A 12,917-nucleotide genomic window follows, 5' to 3' on the forward strand; every position below is an offset into this window, starting at 1 on the left:
CGTGGGGGGGGGGGGGGGGGGGGGGGGGGGGGGGGGGGGGGGGGGGGGGGGGGGCGCCGGGGGGGGGGGGGGCGGGGGGGGGGGGGGGCCGGGGGGGGCGGCCGGGCCCCCGCCGTGCCCCGGGGAGGGAAGAAACAGGAGTAGGAGATGATCACCCAGATTCGCATCGACGGGTTCAAGTCGTTCGTCGGCTTCGAACTCGATGTGCATCCGGTCACCGTGCTCCTGGGCGTCAACGGCGCGGGCAAGTCGAACCTGTTCGACGCGCTGCGGCTGGTGTCGGGAACGGTCCACCAGGGCTTCGACGCCACGGTGGGCGGCGACCGACGGCTGGCCGTCCGAGACCTCTTCCACCGCGGCGGCGCCGACCGTGCCCCCCTGCGGGACTCGTTCCGGATCACCGTCGGGGCCGTGGTGCCGTCCGAGGACGGCCCGCTGGCGGTCCGGCTGAGGACGCAGGCGCACCTGGCCGGGGGCGCCTCCCGGCCGGGTGCCCCCCGGCGGGCCGCGCTCGCCACCCGGGAGAGCCGGGTGTGGGTGAGCCGGCTGGCCGACACGGACTGGATGGACCGCCTCGGTTACCCGGACGACCTGCGGGCCGACATCGTCCGGGCCCGCGACGCCTTCACGGCCAGGACGGGTACCTGGGCCGCCACGATCGGCGGCCCGATCCTCGGGGACCCCACCGTGACCGACGAGGACGACCTGCTCGGCCTGTACCGCGAAGCGGCCGGCACCCTGGAACTCCTCGGCCTGACGGCCCGTGAGACGGCCCGCTGGCAGCCGTACGTCCTCGAACCCGGCGCCCTGCGCGAGCTCGGCCGCCCCGAGGCGGACGGCCCGCTGGAACCGCACGGCGGCAACCTCGCCGTCGTCCTGGACCGGATCGCCGCCACCGACCCCGAGCGGTTCACCCGGCTCGTGGCCGACCTCGCCGCGCTGGTCCCGGGCGTCCGGGACATCCGTACCGAGGTCGTCCGGACCCGGGGCGAGTACGACTTCGAGGTCGAGTTCCAGCACACCGGCTGGGTCTCGCCGGCCTCGCTGTCGGACGGCACGCTGCGCGCCCTCGCGCTGCTCGCCGCCTACTGGGACCGGGAGCGCGCCGGGGTGCTCGCCGTCGAGGAGATCGAGAACGGCATGCACCTCTCCCAGGTGGCCGACCTGCTCCGCCGGCTCGGCCGGGGCGCCGGGCTGCCGACCCCGGCGGACCGCACCGCCCCGGGGCAGCTGCTGGTCACCACCCACTCACCCGCGCTCCTCGCCGCGCTGCGCACCGATCTCTCCGGAGGCGTGGTCTTCCTGGACCAGGCGAACCACGTCGACCCGGAGCGAGGGACGGTCTCCCGGATCACCGCCGCGCGCCCGCTGCGGCCGCGGGACCCGGAGGCCGAGCCCGGAGGCTCCACCACCCCGCAGGCGGTGGAGCGGCTGCTGCGCGGCCTGGAACGGGGGACGGCGTGAAGGGCGACCGGCCGCTCTACCCCGGGCTGGTCGTGGAGGGCGTGAGTGACGCGCCGTTCCTGCGCACCCTGATCACCCGGCAGTTGGAGGAACTGCTGCTCGTCCGGGCGCCCGGCCCGGTGTCGGTGCACGCCTGCGAGCTCGCCGACCGCAGGGTCACCGGCTCGGGCACCCCGGAGGAGGTGGCCGAGTCCGCCTGGGCGCTGGCGCAGGACTGCCACCTGGTCTTCGTGCACAGCGACGAGAAGGAGCGCGGCACCGCCGAGAAGCTGGCGGCTCTGCTCCGCGAACGGGCGCGGGGGACGAAGGCCGCCGAGCCCGTGGAGCTCGTCCCGGTCCGGATGACCGAGTCGTGGATGCTGGCCGACCGGGAGGCGATCCGCCGCTCGATCGCGGGTGCGAAGCTGGAGGCGTACCCGTACAAGACCCTGGCCGGGGTGGAGAAGGCGCACAACGACCCGGACCACCCGGCCTACGCGAAGCTGGTCTGGCAGGCGATCGCCGGCAAGGGGCACGGCGGCGTCCTCGACGACAGCATGGAACTACTCGCCCACCACATCGACCTGAAGCTCCTCGCCCAGCTGCCGTCGTACCGACGATGGCTTGCGGACACCGAAGAAGCACTGAAGACGAAGGGATTCTTGTGAGCACCATGAACCTGGTGTCCTACGACGACGCACTGGCCTCCTACGACCCGGTGATGGGCCTTGAGGTCCACGTCGAGCTGGGTACCAAGACCAAGATGTTCTGCGGTTGCTCGACCGAGCTGGGTGCCGAGCCGAACAGCCAGACCTGCCCGACCTGCCTGGGCCTGCCGGGCTCGCTCCCGGTGGTCAACGCGGTCGGCGTGGAGTCGGCCGTCAAGATCGGCCTGGCGCTGAACTGCGAGATCGCCGAGTGGTGCCGGTTCGCGCGGAAGAACTACTTCTACCCGGACATGCCCAAGAACTTCCAGACCTCGCAGTACGACGAGCCGATCGCCTTCAACGGCTACCTCGACGTGCAGCTGGAGGACGGTTCGACCTTCCGGGTGGAGATCGAGCGCGCCCACATGGAGGAGGACACCGGCAAGTCCAGCCACGTCGGCGGGGCCACCGGCCGCATCCACGGCGCCACCCACTCGCTGCTGGACTACAACCGGGCCGGCATCCCGCTGATCGAGATCGTCACCAAGCCGATCGTCGGCGCCGGCGAGCGCGCCCCCGAGGTCGCCAAGGCGTACGTCGCCGAGCTGCGCGAGGTGATCCGCTCGCTGGGCGTCTCCGAGGCCCGGATGGACAAGGGCCAGATGCGCTGCGACGTCAACCTGTCGCTGCGCCCCCACGGCACCGAGACCTTCGGCACCCGCTCGGAGACCAAGAACGTCAACTCGCTGCGCAGCGTGGAGCGGGCCGCCCGGTTCGAGATCCAGCGGCACGCCACGGTGCTGACCGACGGCGGCACCATCGTCCAGGAGACGCGCCACTTCCACGAGGACAACGGCACCACCACCTCGGGCCGGATCAAGGACAACGCCGAGGACTACCGCTACTTCCCCGAGCCGGACCTGGTGCCGGTGGCCCCCGCCCGTGCGTGGGTGGAGGAGCTGCGCGCCGCCCTGCCGGAGCTGCCGCGGGTGCGCCGCGCCCGGCTCCAGGCCGAGTGGGGCCTGTCCGACAAGGACATGCAGTCGGTGCTCAACGCCGGTGCGGTGGGGCCGATCCAGGAGACCATCGCGGCCGGTGCCCCGGCCGACCAGGCCCGCAAGTGGTGGATGGGCGAGCTGGCCCGCCGCGCCAACGAGACCGGCACCGAGCTGAGCGAGCAGCCGATCACCCCGGCGCAGGTCGCCCGGGTCACCGCGCTGGTCGCCGAGGGCAAGCTGAACGACAAGCTGGCCCGCCAGGTCATCGAGGGCGTGCTGGCCGGCGAGGGCGAGCCGGACGAGATCGTCGAGAAGCGCGGCCTGGCCGTGGTCTCGGACGACTCCGCGCTGGGCGCCGCGGTCGACCAGGCCATCGCCGAGAACGAGGCGATCGCCGCCAAGATCCGCGACGGCAAGGTCCAGGCCGTGGGCGCGCTGGTCGGCGCGGTCATGAAGGCCACCCGCGGACAGGCCGACGCGGCCCGGGTCAAGGACCTGATCCTGGAGCGGCTCGCCGTGGAAGGACAGTAGGCACAGCCTGGAGCGGCTGGCTTCCTAAGGCAACTAAGGCGTCTAAGGCTCTCTAAGCAAGGCCTAAGGCCCCGTCTCACCTACATAACTGGGTGAGGCGGGGCCTTAAACCTTTTTCGGCCCCGATCCGCGCCCCCGCTAAGGCACCCCGGCCCCGGAAGATGCGGCACGCTCCCGATGCGGCACCCCCCACTGGCGGAGGAAGCTCTTACCCGTCGGCAAGACGAAGCGAAGCCCACAGGGGGAACCGGAAATGATCGAGTACCAGACCTTCCAGCACCAGGCCCACGAGCTGGTGGCCCGCGCCGAGCACGAGCGCCTGGTGCGCGAGGCCAAGGAGGCCCGCCGGCTGCGCCGGCGTCCGGTCGCCGCCCGCTTCCAGCGGCGCCCCGTGCGCCGGCCGGAGTGCTGACGGTGCGGCACCGGGACGGTGCCGGGGGACCTCCGGAGGGGGAGACGCTGCGAACGGGCGTCTCCCCCTCCGGGCTTCCGGGCCCTTCGCCCCGTTCGCCTGGGGAGATAACCCCTCGGCCGGGCCCCACCGGCTATGGCATGCTCGCCTCCATGCAGCAGACATCGGTCAGCCCCGTCTTCGTCGGCCGCGGCAGCGAGATCACCGAGCTGACCGACGCGCTGCGCCGGGCGGGCACCGGCAACCCGCAGGCCGTCCTGATCGGCGGCGAGGCGGGGGTCGGCAAGACCCGGCTGCTGGAGGAGTTCCTGGAGCGGGCCGCCGCCCGCGGAGCGGTCACCTCGCTCGGCAGCTGTCTGGAGGTCGGCGCCGAGGGGCTGCCGTACGCGCCGCTGGCCGCCGCGCTGCGCCGGCTGCACCGCTCGCTGGGCGGCGGGCTGGAGGCCGCCGCGGCCGGCAGCGAGGGCCACCTCGCCCGGCTGCTCTCCGAGTTCGGCGAGGCGGACGGCGAGCCCAACGACGAGTACAGCCGGGCCCGGCTGTTCGAGCACACCGCGAGGCTGTTCGAGCGGCTCGGCGCGGAGCGTACCCTCGTGCTCGCCGTCGAGGACCTGCACTGGTCCGACCGCTCCACCCGCGAGCTGCTCGCCTTCCTGGTGCGCACCCTGCACGGCTCCCGGGTGCTGCTGGTCGCCACCTACCGCACCGACGACCTGCACCGCCGGCACCCGCTGCGCCCCTTCCTGGCCGAGCTCGAACGGCTGCGCACCGTCCAGCGGCTGGAGCTCGCGCGGTTCGACCGCCGCGAGGTGGCCGCCCAGCTGGCCGGCATCCTCGGCACCACCGCCCCCGACCGGCAGCTGGTGGACCGCATCCACCGCCGCTCGGAGGGCAACCCGTTCTTCGTCGAGGAGCTGGCCACCGCCTTCGAGGACGGCCTCGGCGCCGGGCTGACGGACTCGCTGCGGGACATCCTGCTGGTGCGGGTCGAGGCCCTGGACGAGGAGGCCCAGCGGGTGGTGCGGATCGCCGCCGAGGGCGGCTCGCACGTCGAACACGCCCTGCTGGCCGCCGTCCTGGACGACGAGGAGGCGCTGATCGAGGCGCTGCGGGCCGCCGTCGGCGCCAACATCCTGCGCCCGGACAGCGAGGGCGAGGGCTACCGCTTCCGCCACGCGCTGGTCCGCGAGGCCGTCTCGGACGACCTGCTGCCCGGCGAACGGCACCGGATCAACCGCCGGTTCGCGCTCGCCGTGGAGGCCCAGCCGCAGCTCGTCCCGGGCGACGCGCTGCCCGCCCGGCTGGCCAACTACTGGTACCACGCGCACGACCCGGCCCGCGCCCTGCCGACGGCCCTGGACGCCGCCCGCGCCGCCCGCCGCCGCAACGCCTTCGCCGAGCAGCTCGGCATGCTGGAACGCGCCCTGGAGCTGTGGGACCTGGTCTCCGAGGAGGTGCTGGCGCACACCCTGCGCCCGTACGACTGGGCCGAGACGTACCCGCCCGGCTCCTGCGACCACAGCGCGGCGGACGGCGACTGCGACCGGATCCAGCTGGTCGACGTGCTGGCCGAGGCGGTGGTCGCGGCGCGCCGCTGCGGGGACCGCGAGCGCGGCCTGAGCCTGGCCAAGCGCGGGCTGCGGCTGGTCGACGAGACGGAGCACCCGGTGCGCGCGGCGTGGTTCCGGATCAACCGGGCGCGGATGCTGGGCAGCCTGCGCCGCTCCGGCGACGAGGAGGAGATCGCCCACGCGCTGCGGCTGGTGGAGCACCTGCCGCCGACCCCCGTCCAGGCCGAGGTGCTGGCGCTGGGCGCCGGGACGGCGATGCTCAAGCGGCCGACCGCCGAGGCGATCGAGCTGGCCGAGCGGGCGATCCGGATCGCCCGGGAGGTGGGCGCGCACTCCGTCGAGGTGCACGCCCGGATGACCCTGGGCGGCCTGCGCTACGACGTGCAGGGCGACGCCGAGGGCGGGCTGGCCGAGCTCGCCGGGGCGGTCGAGCGGGCCCGCCGGCTGGGCGTGCCCGACCTGCTGCTGCGCGGGATGAACAACCTGGCCAGCATGCAGCGCGGGCTGGGGCGGCCCGAGGAGGCCGTCCGACTGGCCCGGGAGGGGCTGGAGTTCGCGGACGGCAACGGCCTGCTGCGCAACATCGGCGCCATCCTGACCGGCAACCTGGTCGAGGCGCTGACCGACCTCGGCCGGGTCGGGGAGGCCGCCGAGGTGCTGGCCGGCTACGAGTCGGCCAGCCTGACCGGCACCCACGCCGAGTTCCTGGACCGGATGCGCGGCGAACTCGCCCTGCTCCGGGGGGACCTGGCCACCGCGGCGACCATGATGGCGCAGGCCAGGGCGGCCAACCGGGTCGGCCAGGTCCAGCACAGCGTGCCGATCAGCCGGCTGGCGGTGCGGCTCGCGGCGCTCGGCGGCCGGCCGCTGGAGGCCCGGGCCGAACTCCTCGCCGCGCTGGAGGAGGACGGCAGGCTCGGCCAGGAGTCCGACGTCTACCCGCTGCTGGCCGAGGCCGCCGCGGTGGAGGCGGACAGCCGGGGCCTGCCGCAGGCCGCGGCCGGCCGGCCGGCCGCGCTGGCCGCGATCGCCGCGGCCGCCGCCGGGCTGCGGCCGCGGGCCCCGCTGCACCACGGCTGGGCCCGGCTGCTGGAGGCCGAACTGGCCCGCGCCGAGGGGGCGGACACCCCGGAGGGCTGGGCCGCCGCGGTCGAGGCGCTGCGGCCGACCGGCCTGCCGTACCCGCTGGCGCTCGCGCTGCTGCGGGCCGGCGAGGCCGAGGTGCAGGCCGGGCGGCGCGAGGCCGGTGCCGAACTGCTGCGCGAGGCGGCCGAACTGGCGGCCGCCCGGGACGACCGGGTGCTCGGCGGGCAGATCGCCGCGCTGGCCGAGCGGGCCGGGCTGAGCCTCGTCCCGGTCCAGCGGTCGGCCGGGGCACCGGCCCCGAGCGCCGGGGACGCCTTCAACCTCACCCCCCGCGAGCGGGACGTGCTGCGGCTGCTCGCGCGCGGCTGGACCAACCGGCAGATCGCCGAGGAGCTGTACATCTCTCCGAAGACCGCCAGCGTGCACGTCTCCAACATCCTCGGCAAGCTCGCGGTCGGCGGCCGGGGCGAGGCGGCCGCGCTGGCGCACCGGCTGCGGCTGTTCCCGGACGACCTGGCCCCCTCGGGGCGCTGAACCGGCCCCCGCAGTGCGCTGAACCGCCCCGCACGGGCGGCCGAACCGGCCCCCACGGCGGCCCCGGACCGGCTCCGACCGGACCGGGGCCGCCGTCCGTCCTGGCACCGGTGTTCGGGCGCCGCCCCGTGCTCCCGTGCGCGCCGCGTGAGCCCCCGCCCGTGCGCCGCCGCCAACCGGGCCGATCCGTAGGAATCGGGGGCATTTCCCCACCCTTTCGCCATTACTCTAAGTTGAGTGTACGTGTCATTGAGTGACGGAATTGGTGTAGGGTCCATTTTGGGAGCATCGGTACGGTGCGGCGTCCGCCAGGCCGCCCACCCCCTGGGCCACCGTCCTGACGGGGCGCCAGGCCACCGCGTACGTCCGAGAGGTGCGCGGCCGGTGGTCCGTGGCCGGGGCGCGAGGCCCCGGGCCGGAGGGGGAGAGGCCGAGTGAGCTCCACCGAAACGGTGCTGCCCGGAGCCGGACGGCCGGACGCACCGCACACCGACACGTCCGCCGCCGACGCGCCCGCGCCCGCCCGCCGGGGCCCGCTGCGCCGGCTCGCGGAGAGCCGTACGCTGCCCGGGCTCCTCCTCGGCGCGCTCTGCGTGGCCTACGCCGCCGGTGCCGCCGCCGGCTGGGGATCGCGCCAACTGTCCGTCTTCATGGGTGACTTCGGGCTGGCCGCGGCGGCCCTGGCGGCCGCGCTGTCCTGCCTGGTGTACGGCTGTACCGTCGGCGGGCACGCCCGCCCGGCCTGGCTGCTGTTCGGCCTCTCCTCGCTGATGGTCGCCTTCGGCAACGCCACCTGGGGCTGGTACGAGCTGGTCGTGCGCACCCCGCTGCCCAAGGACTCGCTCGCCGAGTACGCCTTCCTGCTGTTCGCCCCGCTCGCCATCACCGGCGTCCTGGTGCTCGCCCAGCACCCCCGCACGGCGGCCGGCTGGCTCTGCCTGCTGCTCGACGGCTGGCTGATCGCCGGCTCGCTGTTCACCCTCAGCTGGAGCCTGGCGCTCGGCCGGATCGCGGCCGGCGAGGACGGCTCGCCGATGCGCCTGGCCCTCAACCTGGCCTACCCGGTGCTGGACATCCTGCTGGTCAGCCTGGTGGTCGGGCTGCGCTTCGGCGGCCGGGACGGCAACCGGGCGGCGGTGCACACCGCGATGGTGGCGCTCGCCGTCACCGTCACCTGCGACGCCCTGTTCACCTCCCCGGAGCTGCGCAGCAGCTACCACTCGGGCGAACTGCTGGACGCCGGCTGGTTCGCCGGGAGCCTGCTGCTGGGCTGGGCGCCGTGGTCCCCGCGCTGGCGCCGGCCGCTGCGCGACCACCCCTCGGCCGGGGGCCTGCCGCACCGCCGGGTGGCCACCACCTTCAGCGCGCTGACCCCGTACGCCGCCGCCGCGGTCTGCACCGCCGGGATCCTCTACAACGCCCTCGGCGGCCGGGAGTTGGACCGCGTGGTGGCCGCGGCGGCCTGCACCGTCGGGCTGGCGCTGATCCTCCGGCAGGGCGTGATGCTGCTGGACAACCTGTCGCTGGCCCAGGAACTCGCCCACAAGGAGGCGCACTTCCGCTCCCTGGTGCAGGGGTCGAGCGACGTCATCATGATCGCCGGCGCCAACGGCGTGCTGTCCTACGTCTCCCCGGCCGCCCTCGGCGTCTACGGACGGGACCCGGAGGAGCTGGTCGGCGGCAACCTGCTGGACCTCGTCCACCCGGAGGACGTCGGCCGGGTGCTCTCCGAGGTCCGCCGCTACCTCGCGAGGGTCCGGCTCGCCGCCCACCGCAGCCCCGGCGCCGCGGAGCCCTCCGCCCGGGTCGAGTGCCGGATCAGCTCGGGCGCGGGGGAGTGGCTGCACGTCGAGTCCACCGTCAGCAGACACCGCGACGGCCTGCTGCTCAACAGCCGGGACGTCACCGAACGCGTCATGCTCCAGGCCCAGTTGCAGCACAACGCGTTCCACGACCCGCTCACCGACCTGCCCAACCGGGCGCTGTTCACCCAGGCGCTGCGGGCCGCCCTCGGCACCCGCGGCCAGCTGGGCGGCACGGGCGCCGGGATCGCGGTGCTCTTCCTCGACCTGGACGGCTTCAAGGCGGTCAACGACACCGCCGGGCACCAGGTCGGCGACGAGCTGCTGGTGCAGGCCGCCCGCCGGCTCCAGAGCGCGGTGCGCTGCGGGGACACCGTCGCCCGGTTCGGCGGCGACGAGTTCGCCGCGCTGGTCTGCGGCCCGCTCGGCCGGCTCCAGGTGCAGGAGCTGGCCGAGCGGCTGCGGCTCGCGCTCTCCGAGCCGTACTGGATCGGCGGCGCCGAACTCAGCGTCGCCGCCAGCATCGGCATCGCCTTCGGCACCCCCGAGCGCGGCGCGGCCGCCGACCCGAGGGCCGCCGCCGACGAGCTGATGCGCAACGCCGACCTCGCGATGTACCGGGCCAAGTCCGAGGGCAAGGGCCGGGTGGTGCTCTACACCCCGGCGATGCGGGCCGACCTGGAGCGCCGCACCGAGCTGGAGGAGCGGCTGCGGCTGGCCGTCCGGGAGGGCGGCTTCACGCTGCTGCACCAGCCCGTGGTGGACCTGTGCAGCGGTGCGGTGACCGGCGTCGAGGCGCAGGCCCGCTGGCGCTCGGTGGGCGGCCTGCTGCTCACCCCGGCCGAGTTCCTGCGCTCGGCCGAGCACGGCGACGCGGCCACCCGGTTCTCCCGCTGGCTGGTCCTGGAGGCGGTCAGTGCCGCGGTCGAGCGGCGCGCCCTGCCGGGCCGGGGCCGCGGCGCGCCGGAGCCCGTCCCGGTGGCGGTACGGCTCTCGGTGGAGCGGCTCTGCTCGCCCGGGCTGTACGAGACGGTGGCCGCGGCGCTGCGGGAGAGCGGACTGCCCGCCGACGAACTGGTGATCGAGGTGGCCCGGATGGGCCCGGACTCGCTCGCCGACGAACTCGGCCGCCGGCTGTCCGCCCTGCGCGGGCTCGGCGTCTCCACCTGGCTCGCCGGGTACGGCGCCGGCGGCGGCTCGCTCGGCGCCCTCGCCCGGCTGCCGCTGGACGGGCTCAAGCTGGACCGCACGCTCGTCCAGGACCTCGGCGAGTCCGCGCTCAGCCGCACCCTGGCCGGGCACGCGCTGCGGCTCGGCCGCGACCTCGGGATGGCCACCGCCGCCGAGGGGGTGGACCTGCCCCGGCAGGTCGCGGCGCTCCAGGAGCTGGGCTGCGGGCAGGCCCAGGGCTCGGCCTTCGCCCCGCCGCTGGACGAGCCCCGGCTGCGCCGGGCGCTGGCCCGCCGGGGCTACCCGCTGCCCTTCCCGATGGGCCCGCTGCCGACCCGCCGGCCGTACCAGCCGGCTCCCGAGGACGCCCGGACGAGTGGCCTGACGGGTGCCCGCACGGACGCCGCGCCGGGACGTGGCGCACATCACCACGGCGGCCCTGACCTGCCCGGACACCGTGCGGTCAGCGGCCCGACCGGGGGTCCGCATGGCGAGACGGTCGTCCCACCTGCTTGACATGCCGCCCCGCACGGGAGGAAGGTCGTTGCCATGCGCACCCGAATTCTCGTACTTGGCGGGCGCGTCGGCTGAGTGGGCTCGTACGCCCTGCTCGTGACAGACCGACGCGCCACCCCTCGCATGCCCTTGGGCACGAGGGGTTTTTTGTTGCACTGACGCTGTTCCACCTCCGCAAGACCCCTGGCCCCGACCCCCGAGGCGTCCGACCCGTCGGACCCGAGCGGGACGGCCGGGGCACAGCCGGCGATCGACCCGGACCGGGACCCCACCCCTCGCAGCACCGGGGCCCGCAGCCCCTGGTCGGCAAAACCCGAGAAGAGACAGGCAGATGACTGAGCACGCCGCATCCCCCCGCCGCGGGGACAACCCGGCCGCCAACGCTCCCGCTCCCCAGCACGTCGTCGAGACCATGACCGGCGCCCAGTCGCTCATCCGCTCCCTGGAGGCCGTGGGCGCGGACACCGTCTTCGGCATCCCGGGTGGGGCCATCCTTCCCGCGTACGACCCCCTGATGGACTCCGTCAAGGTGCGCCACATCCTGGTCCGGCACGAGCAGGGCGCCGGCCACGCCGCCACCGGCTACGCCCAGGCCACCGGCCGCGTCGGGGTCTGCATGGCGACCTCGGGGCCGGGCGCGACCAACCTCGTCACCCCGATCGCCGACGCCTACATGGACTCCGTGCCGGTCGTCGCGATCACCGGCCAGGTCTCCTCCAAGGCGATCGGCACCGACGCCTTCCAGGAGGCGGACATCTGCGGCATCACGATGCCGATCACCAAGCACAACTACCTCGTCACCGACCCGTCCGAGATCCCCCGGGTGATCGCCGAGGCCTTCCACATCGCCTCCACCGGCCGCCCCGGCCCCGTGCTGGTCGACATCGCCAAGGACGCCCTCCAGGCGACCACCACCTTCCGCTGGCCGGTCGAGCCCGCGCTGCCCGGCTACCGGCCGGTGACCAAGCCCCACGCCAAGCAGATCCGCGAGGCCGCCAAGATGCTGGTCGCCGCGAAGCGCCCGGTGCTGTACGTCGGCGGCGGCGTGCTCAAGGCGCGGGCCACCGCCGAGCTGCGGATCCTCGCCGAGCTGACCGGCGCCCCGGTGGTCACCACGCTGATGGCGCTCGGCGCCTTCCCGGACAGCCACCCCCAGCACCTGGGCATGCCCGGCATGCACGGCTCCGTGCCCGCCGTCACCGCGCTCCAGAAGTCCGACCTGCTGTTCACCCTCGGCGCCCGCTTCGACGACCGGGTGACGGGCAAGCTGGACAGCTTCGCCCCCAACGCCAAGGTCGTCCACGCGGACATCGACCCGGCCGAGATCGGCAAGAACCGCCCGGCGGACGTGCCGATCGTCGGCGACGCCCGCGAGGTGCTCGCCGACCTGATCGTGGCCGTCCAGGCCGAGTTCGACGCCGGCCACAAGGGCGACTACGCCGAGTGGTGGCAGCGGCTCGACGAGTGGAAGAAGACCTACCCGATCGGCTACGAGCCGGCGCCCGAGGGCCGGCTGTCGCCGCAGCAGGTCATCGAGCGGATCGGCCGGCTGGTCGGCCCCGAGGCGATCTACGCCGCGGGCGTGGGCCAGCACCAGATGTGGAGCTCGCAGTTCATCACCTTCGAGAAGCCGGGCACCTGGCTCAACTCGGGCGGCGCCGGGACGATGGGCTACGCCGTCCCCGCGGCGATGGGCGCCAAGGCCGGCCGCCCGGAGAGCGCGGTCTGGGCCATCGACGGCGACGGCTGCTTCCAGATGACCAACCAGGAGCTGGTCACCTGCGCCCTGAACGACATCCCGATCAAGGTCGCGGTCATCAACAACGGCTCGCTGGGCATGGTCCGGCAGTGGCAGACGCTGTTCTACAACCAGCGCTACTCCAACACCGTGCTGCACTCCGGCCCCGGCCACGACGGCATCGAGCCGCCGGCCCAGGGCACCCGGATCCCGGACTTCGTCCGGCTGTCCGAGGCGATGGGCTGCGCGGGACTGCGCTGCGAGCGCCCCGAGGACCTCGACGACGTCATCCGGCAGGCGATGGAGATCAACGACCGCCCGGTGGTCATCGACTTCATCGTCCACCAGGACGCCATGGTCTGGCCGATGGTCGCGGCCGGCACCAGCAACGACGAGATCCAGTTCGCCAAGGGCGTGCGCCCCGACTTCGGCGACGACCTCGACTGACGTCCCTGCCAGCCACCCGGAA

7 protein-coding genes are annotated in these 12,917 nt (G+C 74.6%); all 7 read left to right on the plus strand.

Annotation, left to right across the window (positions count from 1 at the left end; genetic code table 11):
* Positions 1–147 precede the first annotated feature (147 nt).
* The 7 genes from ACH5AR_RS22230 (at position 148) to ACH5AR_RS22260 (ending at position 12,895) form a co-directional block, all read left to right on the plus strand.
* A complete protein-coding gene (locus ACH5AR_RS22230; RefSeq protein ID WP_396303185.1) occupies positions 148–1,464 on the plus strand; it encodes an AAA family ATPase in 1,317 nt (438 codons plus the stop codon).
* The gene (locus tag ACH5AR_RS22235) at positions 1,461–2,111 is read left to right on the plus strand and encodes a hypothetical protein (RefSeq protein WP_396303186.1); all 651 of its coding nucleotides are present in this window, start codon (positions 1,461–1,463) and stop codon (positions 2,109–2,111) included. The genes ACH5AR_RS22230 and ACH5AR_RS22235 overlap by 4 nt, the downstream gene beginning before the upstream one ends.
* 5 nt (positions 2,112–2,116) lie before the next feature.
* Positions 2,117–3,619, plus strand: coding sequence for an Asp-tRNA(Asn)/Glu-tRNA(Gln) amidotransferase subunit GatB (gatB, locus tag ACH5AR_RS22240; RefSeq protein ID WP_396303208.1), 1,503 nt, complete (start codon positions 2,117–2,119; stop codon positions 3,617–3,619).
* 253 nt (positions 3,620–3,872) lie between these two features.
* Positions 3,873–4,031 (plus strand): hypothetical protein, encoded by a 159-nt coding sequence (locus ACH5AR_RS22245; RefSeq protein WP_396303187.1) that lies wholly within the window; start codon positions 3,873–3,875, stop codon positions 4,029–4,031.
* A 152-nt stretch (positions 4,032–4,183) separates the two neighbouring features.
* Positions 4,184–7,222 carry an AAA family ATPase gene (locus ACH5AR_RS22250; protein WP_396303188.1) on the plus strand — a complete coding sequence of 1,013 codons (3,039 nt, stop codon included), beginning with the start codon at positions 4,184–4,186 and terminating at the stop codon, positions 7,220–7,222.
* A gap of 434 nt (positions 7,223–7,656) precedes the next feature.
* Positions 7,657–10,710 (plus strand): putative bifunctional diguanylate cyclase/phosphodiesterase, encoded by a 3,054-nt coding sequence (locus ACH5AR_RS22255; RefSeq protein ID WP_396303189.1) that lies wholly within the window; start codon positions 7,657–7,659, stop codon positions 10,708–10,710.
* A 331-nt stretch (positions 10,711–11,041) separates the two neighbouring features.
* A complete protein-coding gene (locus tag ACH5AR_RS22260; RefSeq protein WP_396303190.1) occupies positions 11,042–12,895 on the plus strand; it encodes an acetolactate synthase large subunit in 1,854 nt (617 codons plus the stop codon).
* Positions 12,896–12,917 lie beyond the last annotated feature (22 nt).

Origin of the sequence: Kitasatospora sp. NPDC018619 (genome assembly GCF_044391605.1) — a bacterium.
Classification (GTDB): Bacteria; Actinomycetota; Actinomycetes; order Streptomycetales; family Streptomycetaceae; genus Kitasatospora.